A 20843-nucleotide genomic window follows, 5' to 3' on the forward strand; every position below is an offset into this window, starting at 1 on the left:
GATGCGGCGACTTCCATACCACGTTCGCATGCCCCCGCGCGACCGTCGCGGGAACCGTCCCGGCTGTGCTAGAACCAGGGGCCCTGTCGCAGCGAGACCCCCGGTTGCCATGCCCCACGCCGACTTCATCCACCTGCGCGTCCATTCCGCCTATTCGCTGTCGGAAGGTGCGATCAAGGTGAAGGAGCTGGTCAAGCTCTGCCTGAAGCAGCAGATGCCGGCCGTCGCGGTCACCGACACCGGCAACCTGTTCGGCGCGCTGGAATTCGCGCTGGCGGCATCCGATGCCGGCGTGCAGCCGATCATCGGCACCGTGCTGGGCATCACCCGCGTCGGCCCGGCCCAGACGAAGCCGGGCCTGCCCGGCAAGGCGGCGGCCACTCCCGACCAGCTCGTCCTGCTCTGCCAGAACGAGGAGGGCTACCGCAACCTGACCGCGCTGGTGTCCAAGGCCTTCCTGGAATCGGACCCGCTGGCCGGCCCGCAGGTGACGCTCGACGCGCTGGAGGGGCGCTCCGCCGGGCTGATCGCGCTCACCGGCGGCCCCGCCGGCTCCCTCGGCCGGCTCCTGCACGAGGGGCAGAAGGATCTGGCGCTCGACGTTCTGGAGCGGCTGAAACGGCTGTTCCCCGGCCGCCTCTATGTCGAATTGCAGCGGCACGAGGGCGGGCGCGGCCATTTCGCCACGGTGGAGAACGCCGTCGAGCCGGCGCTGATCGACCTCGCCTACGCGCACGACCTGCCGCTGGTCGCCACCAACGACTGCTATTTCGCCACCGAGGACATGTACGAGGCGCACGACGCGCTGCTCTGCATCGCCGAGGGCGCCTATCTCAGCCAGGAGGACCGCCGCCGCCTGACCCCGGACCACCGCTTCAAGTCGGCGGAGGAGATGCGGCTGCTGTTCGCCGACCTGCCGGAGGCGCTGGACAACACCGTCGCCATCGCCCGGCGCTGCTCCTTCCTGCTGAAGCCGATCAAGCCGATCCTGCCGCCGTTCGCCTGCGAAGGCGGCCGGACCGAGGACGACGAGCTGCGCGCCCAGTCGCGCGCCGGCCTGGAAGAGCGGCTGGAGAAGGTCGTCTACACCCCGGAGATGACGCCGGAGCAGCGGGCGGAGACCCGCAAGACCTATTTCGAGCGGCTGGAGTTCGAGCTGGACGTCATCGTCAAGATGAAGTTCCCCGGCTACTTCCTGATCGTGTCGGACTTCATCAAATGGGCGAAGAACCACGATATCCCCGTCGGTCCGGGCCGCGGATCGGGCGCCGGCTCCGTCGTCGCCTGGGCGCTGACCATCACCGACCTCGACCCGCTGCGCTTCGGCCTGCTGTTCGAGCGCTTCCTGAACCCCGAACGCGTGTCGATGCCCGACTTCGACATCGACTTCTGCCAGGATCGCCGCGAAGAGGTCATCCGCTACGTCCAGAACAAGTACGGCTACGACCGCGTCGCCCAGATCATCACCTTCGGTAAGCTCCAGGCGCGCGCCGTGCTGCGCGACGTCGGCCGCGTCCTGCAGATGCCCTACGGGCAGGTCGACAAGATCTGCAAGATGGTGCCGAACAACCCGGCCAATCCGGTGACCTTGCAGCAGGCGCTGGACAGCGAGGAGATGCTGCGGCAGGCGCGCGACGGCGACGAGACCGTGCGTCACCTGATCGACATCGCGCTGAAGCTGGAGGGCCTCTACCGCCACGCCTCGACCCATGCCGCCGGCGTGGTGATCGGCGACCGCCCCTTGCAGGAGCTGGTGCCGCTCTACCGCGACCCGCGCTCCGACATGCCGGTCACCCAGTTCAACATGAAATATGTCGAACAGGCCGGTCTGGTGAAGTTCGACTTCCTGGGATTGAAGACGCTGACCGTGCTGAAGACGGCGGTCGACCTGATCCCCGAGAAGCCGGACCTGACCACCGTCCCGCTCGACGACGAGAAGAGCTACCAGCTGCTCAGCCGCGCCGAGGCGACCGGCGTGTTCCAGCTGGAAAGCTCGGGCATGCGCGACGTGCTGCGCCGGCTGAAGCCGAACCGGCTGGAGGACATCATCGCGCTGGTGTCGCTCTACCGTCCCGGCCCGATGGACAACATCCCGAAATACATCCGGGTGAAGAACGGCGAGGAAAAAGCCGACTACATGCATGACAGCCTGGAAGGCATCCTGAAGGAGACCTTCGGGATCATGATCTACCAGGAACAGGTCATGCAGATCGCCCAGGTGCTGTCCGGCTATTCGCTGGGCGGCGCCGATCTTCTGCGCCGCGCCATGGGCAAGAAGATCAAGGAGGAGATGGACAACCAGCGCAAGATCTTCTGCGACGGCGCCGAGGCGCGCGGCGTCAAGGCCGATCTGGCCAGCATGATCTTCGATCAGGTCATGAAGTTCGCCGGCTACGGCTTCAACAAGAGCCACGCCGCCGCCTATGCCCTGGTCGCCTACCACACCGCCTATCTGAAGGCGAACCACCCGGTGGAGTTCATGGCGGCGTCGATGACGCTCGACCTCGGCAACACCGACAAGCTGAACGTCTTCCGCCAGGAACTCGCCCGCCTGCGCATCAGGCTGCTGACGCCGGACATCAACAGGTCCGACTCCATCTTCGGGGTGGAGCAGCTGGCCGACGGGACCAAGGCGGTGCGCTACGCGCTGGCCGCCGTCAAGGGCGTCGGCCTGCCCGCCATGAAGGCGGTGGTCGAGGAGCGGCGGAAGAACGGCCCGTTCAAGAGCCTGTTCGACTTCGCCCGCCGCCTGGATCTGAAGACCATCAACAAGCGCCAGTTGGAGAATCTCGCCTGCGCCGGCGCCTTCGACGGGCTGAACCCCAACCGCGCCCAGGTCCATGCCGCGCTGGAGACCATCATCCGCTATGCCCAGGCGGAGGCGGCGGAGCGCGACAGCGGCATCGGCAACCTCTTTGGCGGCGGGGGCGGGGGACTGCCCGAACCCGAGATGCCCAAGGTCAAGGACTGGGAACCGCTGGAGAAGCTGAAGCACGAGTTCGGCGCCATCGGCTTCTACCTGTCGGCCCACCCGCTCGACGCCTATTCCGGCCCGCTCGGCCGCATGAAGGTGGTGCGCTCGGCCGAACTCCAGACCGCCATCGCGAAGGGCGGTTCCACCCGCTACAAGATGGCCGGCATCGTGGTGTCGAAGAAGGAGAAGACCGCCAAGTCCGGCAACCGCTTCGCCTTCGTCGAGCTGTCGGACGCCACCGGCGGCTATGAGGTGACGCTGTTCTCCGAGGTGCTGGCCGCCAACCGCGACCTGCTGGAGCCCGGCCGCCCGGTGCTGATGACGGTGGACGCCCAGCTGAACGGCGAAGAGGTCCGCCTGACCTGCCAGGAGATCAGGCCGCTGGAGGAGGCCGTCGCCTCGGTCAGCGCAGGCCTGCGCGTCGTCCTGCGCGACCCCGGCCCGATCGAGCATCTGCGCGCCACGCTCGACCGGCTGTCGCGCGGCAAGAGCCGCATCAACGTGCTGGTGGAGGTCGATCCGCTGAAGGAGATCGAGATCGAGCTGCCCGGCAGCTACACCATCACCGCCCAGAGCCGCTCCGCCCTGAAGGCGGTGCCGGGTGTGGTGGAGGTGGCGGAGCTGTGAGCAAAGCGGCGGTGCCCGCCTTCGGGCGCTTCATCGCCATCGACTGGTCCGGGGCCCGCGGCAAGCGTTACGCCGGCATCGCGGTGGCGGAGTGCGGGACGGGCGATACCCCTCCCCGGCTGGTGGAGGGACCGGGCGGCTGGTGGTCACGGACGGCGGTGTTCGACTGGCTGCGCGCGGAACTGGCGCGCGAACCGGCCCCGGTCGGACCAACATTGGTCGGCATCGACTGCGCCTTCTCCCTGCCTTTCGCGGTGGCGGCGCTCGGATTTGCCGGCCGGGAGGCGACCGTCTTCGACCTGTGGGACGCAGTGGAGGAGGTCTGCGCCGCGGAGCCCGACTTCGGCGGCGGCCCCTTCGCCAGCCATCCGCTCCACGGGGTTGGCTTCTGGCATGGCGGGCCGCAGCCGGACTGGTACGAGGATCCGCACCGCGCCACCGAATGGGCCTGCCGTGCCGACGGGCTGGGCCATCCGCAGAGCCCCTACAAGCTGATCGGGTCAAGACAGGTCGGGAAGGGGGCGCTGGCCGGCATGCGGGTGCTGCGCGCCCTGCGCGTCGCCCTGCCCGGCCGGCTGGCGGTCTGGCCGTTCGAGGAACCGGCGCCGGGCCGCAGCGTGATGGTGGAGATCTACCCCCGCCTGTTCCTGAAGCACACCGGCATCGGCCAGCGCAAGATCCGTGACGGCGCCGAGATGGACGAGGCGCTGCGCCGGCTGGGCTCGCAACCGTTGAAGGTGGCGGGGCCGGTCAGCGACCATGACAGCGACGCGCTGGTGTCGGCCGCCGGCCTGCGCTGGCTCGCCGGCACCCCGCGCATCTGGGCGCCGCCGGGGCTTGACGACACCGCAAGGCGGCAGGAGGGGTGGATTTTCGGGGTGGGGATGAGCGGATCATGAGCGCAATCGGCATCACGCCGGAACAGGGCCTCGCGCGGACCTCACGACGCCCGGCGATCGACGTGGCGCGCGGGCTCGCTCTGCTGGCGATGGCGGCCTATCACGCCAGCTGGGACGCCACCTATTTCGGCCTTGCCGGCTTCGATCTGCTGGGCGACCCGCTGTGGCTGGCCGCCCGCACGGTGATCCTGTCGAGCTTCCTGCTGCTGGCCGGCATCGGGCTGGTGCTGGCGACCCGCGACGGCTTCCATCCGGGGCGCTTCCTGCGCCGGCTGGGGCGGGTGGCGGCGGGGGCCGCGGCGGTGTCGGCGGCCTCCTATGCCCTGTTCCCCGACAGCCCGATCTTCTTCGGCGTGCTGCACCACATCGCGGTGGCGAGCGTCATCGGCCTCGCCTTCGTCCGCCTGCCCGCCCCGGTGACGCTGGCGGTGGCGGCCGCGGCGGTTCTGGTCGGGACGACGCAGGGCTTTGCGCCGTTCGACAGCCCATGGCTGCGCTGGATCGGGCTGACCAGTATGGAGCCGGACTCCAACGATTTCGTGCCGCTGCTGCCCTGGATCGGCGGTGTCCTGGCCGGAATCGGGGTGGGGCGGCTGTGGCCGGGACTGGGCGAGGGGGTGGCGGTGAGCGGCCCCGCCGGGCGGCTGCTGGCCTTGGCCGGGCGGCACAGCCTTGCCGTCTATCTGCTGCACCAGCCGCTGCTGTTCGGCATCGCCTGGACGGCGGCACAGCTGATGCCGGCGCAGACGCCCGCCATTCGCGACTTCCAGGCATCCTGCGTGGCGAGTTGCGAACGCGCCGGAGTGGCGAGGGCCACCTGCACCGCCAACTGCGGCTGCGTGCAGTCGGAACTGGCGCGGAACGGTTTGTGGGAGGACTTCGCCGCCAACCGGGTCAGCGAGCGCGGTCAGCGCGGGCTGGAGGAGGCGGTCGCGATGTGCCGAAAGCCTTGACGGCGGCCGGACCGAATGAGGGCGGCCCGAACCAAGTCAGCCCGAACCGGTTCAGACCGAACCGGTTCAGACCGACTGCCGCTTTTCGAGCAGGCCGCGCAGCAGGCTGGTCAGCGTTTCCGCCAGCTTGTACTGGTCGTCGCCCGGCAGTTCGGCGATGACGCCGGCGAAATCGTTCAGCGGATCATGGCGCAGCAGTTCCAGCGCCTTCGGCGTCGGGTGCAGCTGGGTGACGCGGCGGTCCTCCGGAACCGGCACGCGGACCAGCAGCTCCTTGCCGACCAGCACCTCGACCATCTGCGAGGCGGCCCCGCGGGTGGTGGCATGGAAATCGGCGAAGGCCGACACGGTGCGCTGGCTGTTGTTGGCGCCGGCGAAATAGCGCAACGCCGTCCACTGCGACGGCTTCAGCCCATGGGTATAGCCCAGGCTGTCGGCGATGTGCGCGATCTGCAGCATCACGTCGGCAATCGCCTGCGGCGAGGCGGCACCCGCAAGATGCGGTTCGGCGAAGTCCATGGCGGCTCCGATGGATCCGGCTCCGATCGACGTCCGATCCAACGCCCCGTTGTTCCGGACCGACATCCGGCCCGCAGCAACGCCGCGCACTTTTGCGAAGTCCATTTTTTTCCACTCTATAAAGTTTAGTGGCTATACGATGGGCGCATCAAAAGGCTGGCGGCTATCGCTGTAAGGCGGCAGCCACTTCGATCATGAGACCGTCACATACAATAGCGGGATCGAACAGAAAACGGAACCTCGAACACTTCATCCTTTTGTTGCAAATTGTCGCATTGGCTTGAGCTTGGCAAAGGGATGACAAAGGGAGAGCAAGATCTCGCAGGTCCGGCATCCCCAGGCGGAACCGGCATGGCGGCCATGCCGATTCACGTCGTCGCCATCTTTCACTGGCGTCATCCTCGATTCGGCGGTATACGCGCGCGATGACCACATCCCCCGTTCCGAAGTCCGCATCGCCGGCCGCCGCCCAGACCATGGGCGCCCCGAAGGTCGGCATCGTCAGCCTCGGCTGCCCGAAGGCGCTCGTCGATTCAGAGCGTATCCTGACCCGCCTGCGCGCGGAGGGGTACGAGATCTCCCCCAGCTACGACGGCGCGGACGTCGTGCTGGTCAACACCTGCGGCTTCCTCGACAGCGCCAAGAAGGAGTCGCTGGACGCCATCGGCGAGGCGATCAAGGAGAACGGGCGGGTCATCGTCACCGGCTGCATGGGCGTGGAATCGGACATGATCCGGCAGATCCACCCCGACGTGCTGGCCGTGACCGGTCCGCACCAGTATGAACAGGTGGTCAGCGCGGTGCATGACGCCGTGCCGCCGACACACAACCCCTTCACCGATCTGGTGCCGCCGGAAGGCCTGCGGCTGACCCCGCGCCACTACGCGTATCTGAAGATTTCCGAAGGCTGCAACAACCGCTGCAGCTTCTGCATCATCCCGTCCCTGCGCGGCGATCTGGTCAGCCGGCCGATCCATTCGGTCCTGCGCGAGGCGGAAAAGCTGGCGGTCGCCGGCGTCAAGGAACTGCTGGTCATCTCCCAGGACACCAGCGCCTACGGCGTCGACGTCAAGTACAAGACGGAGAAATGGTACGACCGCGAGGTCCGCACCCGCTTCTTCGACCTGTGCAACGAGCTGGCGAACTTCGACCTGTGGGTCCGCCTGCATTACGTCTACCCCTACCCGCATGTCGACGAGGTCATCCCGCTGATGGCGGAGGGCAGGATCCTGCCCTATCTCGACATCCCGTTCCAGCATGCCTCGCCCACCGTCTTGAAGGCGATGCGCCGCCCGGCCGCCCAGGAAAAGCAGCTGGACCGCATCCGCAAATGGCGCGACGAGTGCCCGCATCTGGTGCTGCGCTCCACCTTCATCACCGGCTTCCCCGGCGAAACGGAGGAGGACTTCCAGTTCATGCTGGACTGGCTGAAGGAAGCCCAGCTCGACCGCGTCGGCTGCTTCAAGTACGAGCCGGTGGAGGGTGCGACCGCCAACGACCTGCCCGGCGCCGTCCCGGAAGAGGTCAAGCAGGAGCGCTGGGAGCGCTTCATGGAGACGCAGAAGGCGATCAGCGCCGAACGGCTCCAGCAGAAGGTCGGCTACACGCTGGGCGTGCTGATCGACGAGGTCGACGAGGACGGCGCCATCGGCCGCTCCTACGCCGACGCGCCGGAAATCGACGGCAACGTCTTCCTGAACGGCGAAACCGGCCTGAAGCCGGGCGACATGGTCGACGTCACAATCGAGCATGCCGACGAGTATGATTTGTGGGGCAGCGTCGAGCGCGACCTGTAACCCTGATTTCCCGGAGAGCGCCATGCCCGTCACGCCGGACGACACCAGACTGATGGACGTCCAGCAGGGCGGGCGCTGCTTCTTCTGCGACGGGCCGGTGGGGGAGAAGGCCACCTTCGACCACCTGATCCCCCAGGCCTATGGCGGGATCGATGATCCGGCCAACGTCGTGCTGGCGCACCGCCGCTGCAACCAGCGCAAGGGAGACCGGCTGCCGACCCGCGAGGAACTCGACCGCTTCTTCGCGCTGCGCCGCTCCAGCCGGCTCGGCGTCTGGCCCCCCTTGCGCGCCCTGCGCGACGCGGACGGGGCGGCGGACGAGGACGGGCTGTGGATGGCGGTGGCCCAGGCCATCGCACGGCAACGGTAAGCGCGGGCGAAACCAATCCCGGCCGATCCGGTTGACAGGGGACACCTTATATAACGGGAGAGTCCCCGATGACCGGCCAGCGGAACAACAAGCAGCCCCACACCGAACAAACCATCCGTCACACCGACGGCGAGCAGAACACCGGCAACCACAAGAAGCCGGACGCCCCCGACGCCAAGGGCGCCGACCGCTTCGGCGGCACCCGCGCCGGTGCGGAGAATGTCGAGCCCAAGAAATAGGCTGCTGGAATACGGCCTTTTCGGGCTGGCATCGCACCGCCGGCCTGTGCGAGATCCGGGGGACGGCGCCCACAGACCATAGACCCTGGGACCGCCCCCACTTCGCACCCGTGAGCTGATGGCCCCCTCGATCTTCAAGCGCTACAAGCTGCACTTCACCCGCCCGCTGCCGGGGCTGCGTCCCGGCCGGCCGGAACGCGACGCGATGGTGGAACGGGTGCGGCGGCTGGCCAGCGAGAACGGCATGGCCGGCGACCTCCACGCCATCGCCCCCAACGCCGGCTTCGGCATCCTCGAGGTCCGCTGCACCGAACGGCTGGCCCGCCGCCTGTCCGACCTGTCGGAAATCGAAACCGTGCAGGAGGCGTGAGCCGCCACGCCGTCCCCTTCAGGCCGCCCGCACCGTGGCGATGAACCCCGTCAGGTCATCGCGCAGGCTGCGCGCCAGCAGGTCCAGATCGCGGGCGGCTTCCAGCACCTGACCGGCCATGGAACCGGTGTCGTCGGCCGCCGCGGCGACGCCGTCGACGATGACGGACACCGTTTCAGCGCCCGCTGCGACCTGCTGGATCGTGGTGGCGATGCGGTCGGTGGCCGCCTCCTGCTGGGCCAGCGCGGCGGCGACGCGGGCGGCGATGTCCCTCATGCTGCCGACGGTCCCGCGGATGGTGCCGATCGTGCCCACCGCCGCCAGGGCGGCGTTCTGGATGCCGGTCACCTGACCGGCGATCTGTTCCGTCGCCCGCGCGGTCTGGCTGGCCAGCGTCTTCACCTCGCCCGCCACGACCGAAAAGCCCTTGCCGGCCTCACCCGCCCGCGCCGCCTCGATGGTGGCGTTCAACGCCAGCAGGTTGGTCTGGCCGGCGATGCCGGCGATCAGTTCCACCACCTTGCCGATCTGGTTGGCGGCGTCCTGAAGGCCGCCGATGATGGCGCCGGTGCTTTCCACCTCCGCCACCGCGGCACCGGTGATGCGCAGGCTTTCCTCGGTCTGGCGGTTGATGTCGCGGATGGCGGCGCTCAACTCCTCCGCCGCGGTGGCGACGGTCCGCACACCGTCCAGCGACTGGCGCGACGCCCCCGCCATGCTCAGTGACCGCTGGCTGTTCTCGCCCGCCAGATCGGACATCCGGCTTGCACTGTCATGCATGCGGGCGGCCATCGCCGTCATGGTGGAGAGTGCCCCGTCGCTGCTGCTGCCGAAGCTGTGCAGGGCATCCTCCATGCTGCTCTGCCGCTCCTCGGCCAGCGCCCGCTCGCGCTGCTGCTGATCGGCGAGCGAGGCGGTGGCCGCCGGCCCGTCGCGAAAGCGCCGCGCGGCCTCCAGCACCCAGGCCGGCACGTTGGCCGGCCCGGTGACCGGCAAATCCAGCAGCCGGCCGGCCACCGGCGCCATGGCGCGGCCGACCCGTTCCGCCCGCCGCGCCTCCGTCAGCAGAGCGCGGCGCGTCCACCAGATCATCAGCCGCACCGGCACCGCCATGCCGTCGAAGGGGCGGACGAACTCCCGCCGCGCCTCCGCCAGCGCCGTCCCGCAGATCGCCTCCAGATCGGCGACCAGCGCGTCCTCCACGGCTTTCAACCCGTCGATCCGCCGGGTGGCGGCGGCGAACCAGGACGGCGCCTCAAACCCGGCGACGGTCCCTGCCAATCCATCCTTGCGGATCGCCATGCGCATCCGCTCGAACTCGGGCTGATCCGCCAGCAGGCCCCGCAGCGCGGCGGCACGGACCGGCGTCGCGGTCTGGAACACCGTCCCGAAGCAGCGCTCCTGCGCGGCGATCAGGGCGAGGAAGCGCCGGTGCTGCGCCGGCTCGAACCGGCCGACCGACAGCCCGCCGGCGCCGGTCGCCCGCTCCTGCCCGGCCTGCTCCTTGCCCTGCATCAGGTTGAAGGTGGCAATCAGCGCCTGCGAGACGACCGGGTCGGTCACCGCCTCGGCCGCCGCCGACACGATGGCGAGCAGTCGTCCGACCAGCACGCACAGCGCGGCGAACATCTCCCGTGCCGACAATTCACCGCGGCCGGCGCGCTCCCGCAAGCTTGGCAGCGCGTCCACCTCCGCCAGGGCCTGCCGGATGGCGCCGAACAGGGACGGACCATGGGCGATGCGGTCGAGCCCGCCCATGGCGGCAAGCATCTCCTGCTGGCGCTGCCGGCACTGCACCATCTGGCCCTCGATCTGCGAATCGGCGCGCCCATCGCCGCCGGTCAGCCGCAGATTCCACAATCCCCGCTCCTTCTGGAGCTCATGGACGAAGCCGGACACGGCGGAAACGATGCCGCAGACGGCACGCAGCTGTTCCAGCTCCCGCATGCGCCGAAAGCGCGTCACCAGCACGAAACGCGCGGCTGCGTACTGATCGCGGTTCGAGACGGTCCCGGCCATTGCTGCCCTCCTGCACGGAAATCAGTCGGAAGGGCCGGTCCTTTGGAGTCAGCCCTCTCCCGAGGGACCGAGACGCAAAATGCGGGCCGACATCCGATCGGCTGAAATGACAGGATGAAAGGATGAGTTTCAGCACCCGCCTGTCCAAGCTCTGGGCCGGTTGGCGCATAGATAGGCAGGAGCACCCCGGATGAGCGCCTCTCTTCCAGACAGCCCCCAAGCAGCCCCCCAAACGGCTATGCCGCTGGCGGCCAGCGGTCACGGCCCTAGGTCATCACCAACCCGGTCAGCCAAGGGCGGCCGGAGGGATACCGACCGGCAATGAGGAGACATCGGCATGGCGATGCGGCAATCGGACGCCGAATGGCGCGGCGACCTGAAATCGGGCAGCGGCAGGATGCGGCTGGGCAGTGGCGCCTTCGAGGGCAGCTATTCCTTCCCGTCGCGCTTCGAGAACGGCCAGGGCACCAACCCGGAGGAGCTGATCGCGGCGGCCCATGCCGGCTGCTACTCGATGGCGCTGTCGGCCGGGCTCGCCCAGGCCGGCCACGCGCCGACCCGCGTCCACACCACCGCCAGGGTGCATCTGGAGAAGGCCGGCGCCGGCTTCGCCATCACCCGGATCGAGCTGGAGTGCGAGGCCGAAATCCCCGGCATCGACGAGGCCACCTTCCAGGAGCAGGCGAATGGCGCCAAGGCCAACTGCCCGGTGTCGAAGGCGCTGGCCGGCACCCAGATCAGCCTGACCGCCAAGCTGCTCTGAACGAGATGCTCTGATTTTGTCCAGGCAGGAGACGCCGTCCGCCACCGGGCGGCGCCCCCCTGCGGCGGCAAGGGTGCCGGTGCAGATAACAACATGTCCCAACGGCCATTCCACTGCCGTCATGGGCCATGTCCTCCGCGCGGTTTGCTCTGCCGAAGGGCAGATTGACCCCGCCGCTTCCACCCACCCATAGTGCCGCGTTGCGTGCGCGGGAGCCCCTCTTCCGTCCGCCGATCCCATCGAACGACGGTCAATGCCACTCGCAGTCCTTCGCCTCCTCCGGCCGGTCCTTTTCCTGATTGCCGCAGCGCTTCCGCTTGCGGCGTCGCCGGCTGCCGCGCAAGCCGCCAGGGAGCCCGCCAAGGAGTTCGTCGTGCTGGCGCTGGACGGGGAATTCGGCCTGACCAACAGCACCTCGGCCGAAGCGATCGAGCGCGGCATCCTGACCGCCATCGACGACATCAACCGCCAGGGCGGCGTGCTGGGCGGCCGGCCGCTGGAGCTGATCACGCGCGAACACCGCTCGATCTCCGCCCGCGGCATCAAGAACATCCGGGAACTGGCGACCATCCCCGACCTGATCGCCGTGTTCGGCGGCCGCTTCAGTCCGGTGGTGATCGAGGAGCTGCCGGTGCTGGAACAGACCCGCACTCTGTTCCTGGCCCCGTGGTCGTCGGCCGACGCCATCGTCAACAACGGGATGGAGCCCAACTACATCTTCCGCCTGTCGCTGCGCGACGGTCTGGCGATGCCCTTCCTGCTGCAACGCGCCGCCGACCGCGGCCTGACCCGCGTCGGGCTCCTGCTGACCAACACCGCATGGGGCCGCTCCAACCTGGAGGCCGCCAACCGCTATCTCGCCGGCCGCAAGCTTCCGGAACTGGCCGGCACCGCCTGGTACAACTGGCGCGACCGCTCGCTGATCGACAAGTATCAGGCGCTGGCCGAGGCTGGCGCCCAGGCGATCCTGCTGGTCGCCAACGACGATGAGGCCGCCGTGCTGGTGCGCGAGGTGGCGGCCCTGCCGCCGCAGCGCCGGCTGCCGATCCTCAGCCATTGGGGCGTCACCGGCGGCGATTTCGTCGGACAGGCCGGACCGGCCCTGCAGGAGGTCGATTTCACCGTGATCCAGACGGTCAGCCCCTTCCGGATCCCGCCGGACCGGCTGGCCCCGGTGCTGGAGACCGCCGGGCGCCTGTTCGGCATCCGCCGGCCGGAGGACATCGTGTCGCCGGTCGGCTTCCTGCACGCCTACGACCTGACCCGCATCCTGGCGCTGGCCATCGACCGCGCCGGCACCACCGACCGCGCCGCCGTGCGCGACGCGCTGGAACAGGTCGGCCCCTATCAGGGTGTGACCCGCGACTTCGACCACCCCTTCGCCCCCGGCCGGCACGAGGCGCTTGGCCCCGACGACCTGCTGATGGCCCGCTTCCGCCCCGACGGCGTGCTGGTCCCGGTGGATTGAGAACAGATGACCGATCCCACCCGCATCGATCCGCCGGCCTACGGCGCCATCCCGCGCACCGCCCAGCGGATGCTGACCTCCGGCCGGCTGGCCCGCCGCTTCGCGCTGGTGTCGCTGATGCTGGGCGTGCTGATCGCCATCCTGATCGGCGCCAGCCTGTATGTCGTGTCCAGCCGCCATCTGGCCCGCCAGCACCATGCCAATGTGGAGGCGAACGCCAGCCTCGCCGCCCGCCAGACCGAGGGACTGCTGAACACGCTGGTCACGACGGTGCGCGAACTGGCGAACAACAGCGTGCTTGCCACCGCCCTGGTCGATTCCGCCGGCAAGGAAACCTACCTGATCCCCTTCCTGGGCAGCTTCAACCACATCGCCAGCGTGCCGGTCGCCCTGGTCTTCACCGATTTTGAAGGGGAGCCGATCGCCGACAACGGCCGCCATGCCGCCCCGCTCGCCATCGCGCCCGCCGACATGGCCTGGCTGCGCGCCGCCATCGCCGCCGGCAAGCCGGCGGCCCGCGTGGTGCGACAGGGCGACACGCAGTTCCTGCTGGCGGCGGAAATGCTGGCCTACTCCCGCACCCCCTCGCCGGAGGGGGCGCTGCTCTACAAGGTGCCGCTCGACTCCCTGGTCCTGCATCCGGAGGCGGAGCTTCTCTACGCCAGCGAGCCGCCCCAGCCGGTGCCGCCCGACATGATGGCGGTGACGGTGCCGCTGACCGTGCCGGAACGGCTGGCGCGGCTGGGATTGACCCTGCGGCTGGAGGCGCCGGGAACGCCGACCACGGCGCTGCTGTCCTGGATGCTGCCCGCCTATGGCATGGTGGGGCTCGCCGCCCTGCTGGCGATCTATGTCGGCAGCCGCGCCGTCGGCAACCACATGACGCGTTCCCTGCGCGAGCTGGAGCGGCTGGCCGGCGCCATCGCCACCGACGGCTTCACCGGCCAGCGCGCCAAGGTGCGCGGCAACGACGAGGTCTCGGCGCTTGCCCGCGGCTTCAACGCCATGCTGGACCACATCGCCGCCATCCAGCGCGAGCGCGAGATGCGCGCGGCGGAGGAGATCACCATCCAGCGCACGCTGGCCGAACGCGCCGAACAGGCCCGCGCCGAGGCGGAAAGCGCCCGCAACGAGGCGGAACGCTCGCGCCAGGAGGCGGTGATGGCGCTGATGGTGGCGGAGCGCGCCAACGCCGCCAAGACGCATTTCCTGGCCGCGGCCAGCCATGACCTGCGCCAGCCGGTGCAGTCGCTGGTCCTGCTGACCTCGGCACTGGCGATCCGGCTGGGCGACCACCCCGCGGCAGCGCTGGTCGGCAGCATCGAGGCGTCGATGGACGCGCTCTGCCGCCTGCTCGACGCCATCCTCGACATCTCGAAGCTGGATGCCGGCACGGTGTCGCCCAACGTCCAGGCCGTATCGCTCGGCACCATCTTCGCGCGGCTGGAGGGCGAATACCGCCTGCGCGCGGCGGAAAAGGGGGTGGCCTTCCGCAGCGTTCCCACCGGCATGACCCTGAACGCCGACGCGGCATTGCTGGAGCGGATCATCCGCAATCTGGTGGAGAACGCGCTGCGCTACACCGACCATGGCCGCATCCTGCTGGGCTGCCGCCATGCCCGCGGGGTCCTGCGCATCCAGGTCTACGACACCGGCATCGGCATCCCGCCCGAACATCTGGAGCGGATCTTCCACGAATTCTATCAGGTCTCCAACCCCACCCGCGACCGCGGCAAGGGGCTGGGGCTGGGGCTGGCCATCGTCGACCGGCTGGCGCGGCTGCTGGGATACCGCGTGCATGTCGCCTCCCGGCCGAACAAGGGGTCCTGCTTCACGCTGGAAATCCCCACTCCGGCGCTGACGGCCATCGAGGCGCCGGCGGCATCCATGCCGGCGGAACAGGCGCCGGAACCGGGGCGCGGCACCGCTCTGGTCATCGATGACGACCCGCTGGTCCGCGAAGGGCTGACCCTGCTGATCGAGGATTTCGGCTGGCGGGCGACGCCGGCCGACAGCGCCGGCCATGCGCTGCGCCTGCTGCGCGACCAGGACCGTCCGCCCGATCTGGTGATCGCCGATTACCGGCTGGAGGCCGGGGCCACCGGCCTGGAAGCCATCCATGCGGTCGAGGCCGCCCTGCGCGACCGCGGCTTCGCGGTTCCGACCAGCGTGGTGCTGACCGGCGACACCGCGCCGGAACGCATCGCCGATGCCGAGGCCAGCGGCTATCGCATCCTGCACAAGCCGATCGCCGCCAAGGAGGTGGCGCAGCTGTTGAGCGAAGCCCTGCTGGAACGGACCTGACGCGAAAGCGACAGCGAGCCGGCGCAATCCGGCCCGCCGTTCAGGTTACCCGCGGCTGACTTGTCCGGCGGCATCCACCTGCAGGACCAGCCGTTCGATGGCGCGCACCGCCAGCTCCTGACGCCCGTTCACCAATCCCGGCGTTTCCTGACGCAGATGGGCAGCCGCCGCATCCTCCAGCACGCCCCGCGCCTCCTCCGCCGTGAGGAGGCCCTTTTCGACCATGGCGATCACCAGCGACTCACAAATCGAAAGAGCGGCCATACCCGCCGCCCCATCCTCCGCCGTCATCATGCCCCCCGCTTACTGGATGTCCGTTACGCCCGGCAACTGCTGGCCCGGCTCCTGCCGGAGCCGTCTTGCCGATAAGCCCAATTGCATAGGGAACAACACGAAGCTCGGCCGCGCGTCACAGGCCGTTCGAGAAAAAAGTTTAGTCAATTAACCTATGTTGTGGCCGCCTTCGCCGAAAACCCTAAACGTTCGAGACCATGCGGAACCGGTTCAACGGCGCGCGCGTTTATCGAAACGCCAATATTAGGACAAAGAAGGCAAAGAGACGACCATGACTCGCGCCCCGGCGAGCCGCGCCCTCGACCCCACTCCATTGTGGCTCAAATTGAGCAGCTACCTCGTCCTGTCGGATGAGGAAAAGATGTACCTTGCCGATCTGGAAAGGACGATCGCTCGCGAGCCACCGCGCACCGATCTTCTCCAACAGGGTGAAAGATATCGGGACGTGCGGATCATGCGGGAAGGCTGGGCGATCCGTCACAAGGCCTTGCCCGACGGCCGGCGTCAGGTCGTGAACTTCGTCCTGCCCGGCGACATCATCGGCATGTATTGCACATTGTTCGAATCCGCCGACCACAGCGTCACCACCCTGACCCCGGTCGAGGTGGCGAGCTTTCCGCCCGAACGGATCGGCGAACTGTTCCGCTCCTTCCCCCGCCTTGCCGCGGCACTGGCCTGGTCCGGCGCGCGGGAGGAGGCGATCGTCGCCGAACGGCTGCTCAGCCTGGGCCGCCGCACCGCGCTGGAGCGCACCGCCCATCTGCTGGTCGAACTTCTGCGCCGCCTCAGCATCGTCAACATGGTGACCGACGGCCATTTCGTGCTGCCGGTGACGCAGGAGATCCTTGCCGACGCGCTGGGGCTCAGCATCGTCCACATCAACCGCACCCTGCGGCGCCTGCGTGACAGCGGGCTGATCGAGCTGAACGGCCAGCGCATCACCGTCAACGACGTGCGCCAGCTCGCCTCCGTCGGCCAGTTCGACGAGCTGTACCTGCATCTGATCCGTGCGCCCCGCCGCCTGGAACGCGCCTTCTCGGTCGCCCACCACCAGAACGGCACCAGCCGCGACGGCGAAGGCCGCGCGAAGGCGTAGGACCCCTTTCCCCAGAGGGTGAGAGGATTCTCTGACCGCTCCTGTCAGTCATCCCTGCGGCAGCGCCTCTCCCCCGTCTCTCCACCATTTCCGCGTTGCACAAATTCCGCAAAACCGCGCCGCCCGTGTATCGGCGAAAGCCTTGGCATGTCCGTTTCCAGGGGACACCCACGCGGACATTGGCACGGGCCTGTCAGCACAATCCATTGTTTTAATTAAACATTCACGAGATCCGCCGCTTCATCCGGAAAGCGACACATAATTCTGCTTTACAGTCTTTGATCTGTATCATATTTTTCCCTCAGCAAATGTTCGCTGGACGCGCAATCCATCTCGGGGATGCCGATGTACACGCAGGGTTTGGATGCCAAGACCGAGCAGGGCGCTCAACCGTCTCCCCGGCTGGTGACGGAGCAGGAAGCCGCTCTCCAGGGCCGCTTCCAGGAGCGCGTCGACGCCGAGGAGAAGATCGAGCCGCGCGACTGGATGCCGGAGGGCTACCGCCGCACGCTGGTCCGCCAGATCTCGCAGCACGCCCATTCGGAAATCGTCGGCATGCTGCCGGAAGGGAACTGGATCACCCGCGCGCCGACGCTGCGCCGCAAGGTGGCCCTGCTGGCGAAGGTGCAGGACGAGGGCGGGCACGGCCTCTATCTCTACAGCGCCGCCGAGACATTGGGCGTGTCGCGCGACGAGCTGATCGGCCAGCTGCTGTCGGGCAAGGCCAAATATTCCAGCATCTTCAACTATCCGACCCCGACCTGGGCAGACATCGGCGCCATCGGCTGGCTGGTCGACGGCGCGGCGATCATGAATCAGGTGCCGCTCTGCCGCTGCTCCTACGGGCCCTACGCCCGCGCCATGGTCCGCATCTGCCGTGAGGAGAGCTTCCACCAGCGCCAGGGCTACGAGCTGATGCTCGCGCTGGCACAGGGCACCGCGGAGCAGAAGCGGATGGCGCAGGACGCGCTGAACCGCTGGTGGTGGCCGTCGCTGATGATGTTCGGCCCGTCGGACGAGCAGTCGGCCCACTCCGCACAAAACATGGCCTGGAAGATCAAGCGCTTCTCCAATGACGAGCTGCGCCAGCGCTTCGTCGACGCCACGGTCCCGCAGGCCGAGTTCCTCGGCCTGACCATCCCGGACCCCGAACTGCGCTTCAACGCCGGGACCGGCCATTACGAATTCGGCGCCATCGACTGGACCGAGTTCAACGAGATCCTGAAGGGCAACGGCCCCTGCAACCGCGAGCGCATCGAGGCCCGCCGCAAGGCGTGGGACGACGGCGCCTGGGTGCGCGAGGCCGCCGTCGCCCATGCCGCCAAACGCAAGCAGCGCGCCCTGAAGAAGGCCGGCTGACCAAAGAATCCGAGGGAAGAGACGTGAAGGATCCGACTATGGACCGCAAGGACTGGCCGCTGTTCGAGATCTTCATCCGGCCGAAGAACGGGTTGTCGCACAAGCATGTCGGCAGCCTGCACGCCGCCGATGCCCGCATGGCGCTGGACAATGCCCGCGACGTCTACACCCGTCGCGGCGAGGGCGTCAGCATCTGGGCGGTCCCAGCATCCAGCATCGCCGCGTCCGACCCGGCGGAAAAGGCCAGCCTGTTCGACCCGGCCGACGACAAAATCTACCGCCATCCAACCTTCTACGACATCCCCGCAGACGTCAAAAATATCTAGCCGGAAGAACATCTGATGAGCACGGATCTCAAGGAGGCCCTGTTCGGCTACGCGCTGCGGCTGGGCGACACCTCGCTGGTGCTGGGGCACCGGCTGTCGGAATGGTGCGGCCATGCGCCGGAGCTGGAAGAGGACATCGCGCTGACCAACGTCGCGCTCGACCTCGTCGGCCATGCCCGTATGCTGCTGACCTATGCCGGCGAGCTGGAGGGCAAGGGCCGTGACGAGGACCGCCTCGCCTACCGGCGCGACGTCTTCGACTACCGCAACCACCTGCTGGTCGAGCAGCCCAACCGCGACTTCGGTCACACCATCGTCCGCCAGTTCCTGCACGACGCCTGTGCGGTGGAGCTGTATGAGCGGCTCTGCGCCTCCAAGGACGAGACGCTGGCCGGCATCGCCGCCAAGGCGGTGAAGGAGGTGCGCTACCATTTCCGCCACAGCGGCGACTGGCTGGTGCGGCTGGGCGACGGCACCGACGTCAGCCACGCCAAGGTCGCAGACGCGCTGGGCCGGCTCTGGCCCTACACTGGCGAAATGTTCGAGCGTGACGAGGCCGAACAGGCGCTGGTCGCCGCCGGCATCGTCCCCGACCCGGCCGAACTGAAGGCGGCCTGGACCGCCCGCGTCGAGGCGGTGCTGAATGACGCCACGCTCGACCGTCCGGCCGACGGCTGGATGCAGAAGGGCGGCCGCCGGGGCGAGCACAGCGAGCATCTGGGCTATCTGCTGGCCGAGATGCAGTTCCTGCCGCGCGCCTATCCCGACGCGACCTGGTGAGGATGCCATGCCGGATGCAGCGGGCTGCTGGGGACCGGAACCGGGCGCCGATGCGGTCGTGAAGGCCGCCTGGGATGCGCTGGCCGGGGTGATGGATCCGGAGATCCCGGTGCTGAGCATCGTCGATCTCGGCATCGTCCGCGCCGTCTCGGCGGACGCGGAAGGCCGGCTGTCGGTGGCGCTGACCCCGACCTATTCCGGCTGCCCCGCCACCAACGTCATCGTGCTGGAGGCGGAAACCGCGCTGGCCCGCGCGCGCCTCGACGCCCGGGTGTCGGTGGTGATCGCCCCGCCCTGGACAACCGACTGGATCAGCGACGCCGGCCGGGAAAAGCTGGCCGAGGTCGGCATCGTCCCGCCGCCGGCGTCCGGCAAGCGCGCCCTGACCGCACCGGACGAGGTGATCGCCTGCCCGCGCTGCGGATCGCAGGACACCCGCCAGATCAGCCGCTTCGGCTCCACCGCCTGCAAGGCGCTGCACGCCTGCAACGCCTGCCTCGAACCGTTCGACGTGTTCAAATGCCATTGAGCGGCTTCGGCGGAGCACCCCTCCGCGCCGCAAGGACGGACCCCATGACCAGCCCCAGCTTCCACCCGCTGACCATCCGCGAGTGCCGGCGGGAGACCGCGGACACCGTGTCGATCGCCTTCGACGTGCCGGCCGATCTCGCCGACCGCTTCCGCTTCGTCCAGGGCCAGTATCTCACCCTCAAGACCCGCATCGGCGACGAGGAGGTGCGGCGCTCCTACTCCATCTGCTCCGGCGTTGGGGACGGCGAGCTGCGCGTGGCGGTGAAGAAGGTCGATGGCGGCCTGTTCTCCACCCACGCCAACCAGTCGTTGGCGCCGGGCGCGGTGCTGGAGGTGATGACGCCGATGGGGCGCTTCCACACCCCCATCGACCCGGCGGCCACCCGCACCTACGTCGCCTTCGCCGCCGGCAGCGGCATCACCCCGGTGATGTCGATCCTGAAGACCGTGCTGGCGCAGGAACCGAAGAGCCGCTTCGTGCTGGTCTACGGCAACCGCACCGTCTCCTCCATCATCTTCCGGGAAGAGCTGGAGGATTTGAAGAACCGCTATATCGGCCGGCTGGTCATCCACCATGTGCTGAGCCGCGAGCCGGAAGAGGCCGGGCTGCTGGGCGGGCGCATCGGCGCCGCCCTGGTGCGCGAGCTGTGCGCCGGTCCCCTGAAAGCCGAGGACATCGACGCCGCCTTCCTCTGCGGCCCCCAGCCGATGGTGGAGGAGGTGCGCGACGCGCTGGCCGCCTGCGGCACGCCGGCCGCCAACATCCATGTCGAGCTGTTCGGCACCACGACCGCCGCGCGCCCGGCCGTCAGGAAGGTGGCGACCGACACCCCCACCGATGCCGCCACCATCGCCATCCTCCAGGACGGCAAGCGCAAGGAATTCACCCTGCCTTACGACGGCGAGAGCATCCTCGACGCCGCCCACCGGCATGGGGCCGACCTGCCCTATTCCTGCAAGTCCGGCGTCTGCTGCACCTGCCGCGCCAAGGTGCGCGAAGGCAAGGTCGAGATGGCCGAGAACTACTCGCTGGAGCCGTGGGAGGTCGAGGCCGGCTATGTCCTGACCTGCCAGTCGCGCCCGCTGACCGAGCGGGTCGTCATCGACTTCGACGCCGCCTGAGCAAAGACAGCCAACAACGACAACGAGGGAACGC

At 68.6% G+C, this 20843-nt stretch carries 19 protein-coding genes; 16 read left to right on the forward strand and 3 right to left on the reverse strand.

The window, feature by feature from the left end; all coding sequences use genetic code 11:
* The first annotated feature begins 109 nt into the window (after positions 1 to 109).
* From dnaE to E6C72_RS27735, 3 genes are read left to right on the forward strand one after another with little or no spacing between them, the layout of a single operon-like run.
* The gene (gene dnaE, locus E6C72_RS27725; RefSeq protein ID WP_109085908.1) at positions 110 to 3601 is read left to right on the forward strand and encodes a DNA polymerase III subunit alpha; all 3492 of its coding nucleotides are present in this window, start codon (positions 110 to 112) and stop codon (positions 3599 to 3601) included.
* Positions 3598 to 4500: a hypothetical protein gene (locus E6C72_RS27730; RefSeq protein WP_109085907.1), complete on the forward strand. Its 903-nt coding sequence runs from the start codon at positions 3598 to 3600 to the stop codon at positions 4498 to 4500. The genes dnaE and E6C72_RS27730 overlap by 4 nt, the downstream gene beginning before the upstream one ends.
* The gene (locus E6C72_RS27735) at positions 4497 to 5453 is read left to right on the forward strand and encodes a DUF1624 domain-containing protein (RefSeq protein WP_109085906.1); all 957 of its coding nucleotides are present in this window, start codon (positions 4497 to 4499) and stop codon (positions 5451 to 5453) included. The genes E6C72_RS27730 and E6C72_RS27735 overlap by 4 nt, the downstream gene beginning before the upstream one ends.
* A 66-nt stretch (positions 5454 to 5519) precedes the next feature.
* Here the strand turns inward: E6C72_RS27735 and E6C72_RS27740 are convergent, their stop codons facing one another.
* Complete coding sequence (locus E6C72_RS27740; protein ID WP_109086033.1) at positions 5520 to 5972, reverse strand: MarR family winged helix-turn-helix transcriptional regulator; 453 nt, start codon at positions 5970 to 5972, stop codon at positions 5520 to 5522.
* Between the two features lie 476 nt (positions 5973 to 6448).
* On the opposite strand from E6C72_RS27740, the gene rimO reads away from it, so the two are divergent.
* The 4 genes from rimO to E6C72_RS27755 all read left to right on the forward strand — a co-directional run bounded on the left by rimO (position 6449) and on the right by E6C72_RS27755 (position 8747).
* On the forward strand, positions 6449 to 7768 hold the full coding sequence (gene rimO / locus E6C72_RS27745) for a 30S ribosomal protein S12 methylthiotransferase RimO (RefSeq protein ID WP_109086032.1): 1320 nt from the start codon (positions 6449 to 6451) through the stop codon (positions 7766 to 7768).
* Between the two features lie 22 nt (positions 7769 to 7790).
* Positions 7791 to 8138, forward strand: a complete 348-nt coding sequence (locus tag E6C72_RS27750; RefSeq protein WP_109085905.1) for an HNH endonuclease — start codon at positions 7791 to 7793, stop codon at positions 8136 to 8138.
* 68 nt (positions 8139 to 8206) lie between these two features.
* Positions 8207 to 8377, forward strand: a complete 171-nt coding sequence (locus tag E6C72_RS31910) for a hypothetical protein (protein WP_169055308.1) — start codon at positions 8207 to 8209, stop codon at positions 8375 to 8377.
* Between the two features lie 118 nt (positions 8378 to 8495).
* On the forward strand, positions 8496 to 8747 hold the full coding sequence (locus tag E6C72_RS27755) for a hypothetical protein (protein ID WP_014189516.1): 252 nt from the start codon (positions 8496 to 8498) through the stop codon (positions 8745 to 8747).
* 18 nt (positions 8748 to 8765) lie between these two features.
* Here E6C72_RS27755 and E6C72_RS27760 read toward each other — a convergent pair whose 3' ends face one another.
* Complete coding sequence (locus E6C72_RS27760) at positions 8766 to 10766, reverse strand: methyl-accepting chemotaxis protein (RefSeq protein ID WP_109085904.1); 2001 nt, start codon at positions 10764 to 10766, stop codon at positions 8766 to 8768.
* A gap of 337 nt (positions 10767 to 11103) precedes the next feature.
* Here E6C72_RS27760 and E6C72_RS27765 point away from each other — a divergent pair, with 337 nt between their 5' ends.
* From E6C72_RS27765 to E6C72_RS27775, 3 genes are all read left to right on the forward strand, one after another.
* A complete protein-coding gene (locus tag E6C72_RS27765) occupies positions 11104 to 11529 on the forward strand; it encodes an OsmC family protein (RefSeq protein ID WP_109085903.1) in 426 nt (141 codons plus the stop codon).
* Between the two features lie 373 nt (positions 11530 to 11902).
* Positions 11903 to 12997 carry an ABC transporter substrate-binding protein gene (locus E6C72_RS27770; RefSeq protein WP_109086031.1) on the forward strand — a complete coding sequence of 365 codons (1095 nt, stop codon included), beginning with the start codon at positions 11903 to 11905 and terminating at the stop codon, positions 12995 to 12997.
* Positions 12998 to 13003: 6 nt separating this feature from the next.
* Positions 13004 to 15301 carry an ATP-binding protein gene (locus E6C72_RS27775; protein WP_109085902.1) on the forward strand — a complete coding sequence of 766 codons (2298 nt, stop codon included), beginning with the start codon at positions 13004 to 13006 and terminating at the stop codon, positions 15299 to 15301.
* Positions 15302 to 15346: 45 nt separating this feature from the next.
* Here the strand turns inward: E6C72_RS27775 and E6C72_RS32665 are convergent, their stop codons facing one another.
* The gene (locus E6C72_RS32665; protein WP_136700860.1) at positions 15347 to 15565 is read right to left on the reverse strand and encodes a hypothetical protein; all 219 of its coding nucleotides are present in this window, start codon (positions 15563 to 15565) and stop codon (positions 15347 to 15349) included.
* A 301-nt stretch (positions 15566 to 15866) separates the two neighbouring features.
* Here E6C72_RS32665 and E6C72_RS27785 point away from each other — a divergent pair, with 301 nt between their 5' ends.
* From E6C72_RS27785 to paaE, 6 genes are all read left to right on the forward strand, one after another.
* A complete protein-coding gene (locus E6C72_RS27785) occupies positions 15867 to 16691 on the forward strand; it encodes a Crp/Fnr family transcriptional regulator (protein WP_109085900.1) in 825 nt (274 codons plus the stop codon).
* Between the two features lie 345 nt (positions 16692 to 17036).
* Complete coding sequence (gene paaA / locus E6C72_RS27790) at positions 17037 to 18050, forward strand: 1,2-phenylacetyl-CoA epoxidase subunit PaaA (RefSeq protein WP_109085899.1); 1014 nt, start codon at positions 17037 to 17039, stop codon at positions 18048 to 18050.
* Positions 18051 to 18088: 38 nt separating this feature from the next.
* Positions 18089 to 18376 (forward strand): 1,2-phenylacetyl-CoA epoxidase subunit PaaB, encoded by a 288-nt coding sequence (gene paaB / locus E6C72_RS27795; RefSeq protein WP_109085898.1) that lies wholly within the window; start codon positions 18089 to 18091, stop codon positions 18374 to 18376.
* 15 nt (positions 18377 to 18391) lie between these two features.
* Positions 18392 to 19156: a 1,2-phenylacetyl-CoA epoxidase subunit PaaC gene (gene paaC, locus E6C72_RS27800; protein ID WP_109085897.1), complete on the forward strand. Its 765-nt coding sequence runs from the start codon at positions 18392 to 18394 to the stop codon at positions 19154 to 19156.
* A 7-nt stretch (positions 19157 to 19163) separates the two neighbouring features.
* A complete protein-coding gene (gene paaD, locus E6C72_RS27805; protein ID WP_109085896.1) occupies positions 19164 to 19685 on the forward strand; it encodes a 1,2-phenylacetyl-CoA epoxidase subunit PaaD in 522 nt (173 codons plus the stop codon).
* Between the two features lie 44 nt (positions 19686 to 19729).
* Entirely contained in the window at positions 19730 to 20809 is a 1080-nt protein-coding gene (gene paaE, locus E6C72_RS27810) for a 1,2-phenylacetyl-CoA epoxidase subunit PaaE (protein ID WP_109085895.1), read from the forward strand.
* Positions 20810 to 20843 lie beyond the last annotated feature (34 nt).

The organism is Azospirillum sp. TSH100, from assembly GCF_004923295.1.
Taxonomy (GTDB): Bacteria; Pseudomonadota; Alphaproteobacteria; order Azospirillales; family Azospirillaceae; genus Azospirillum.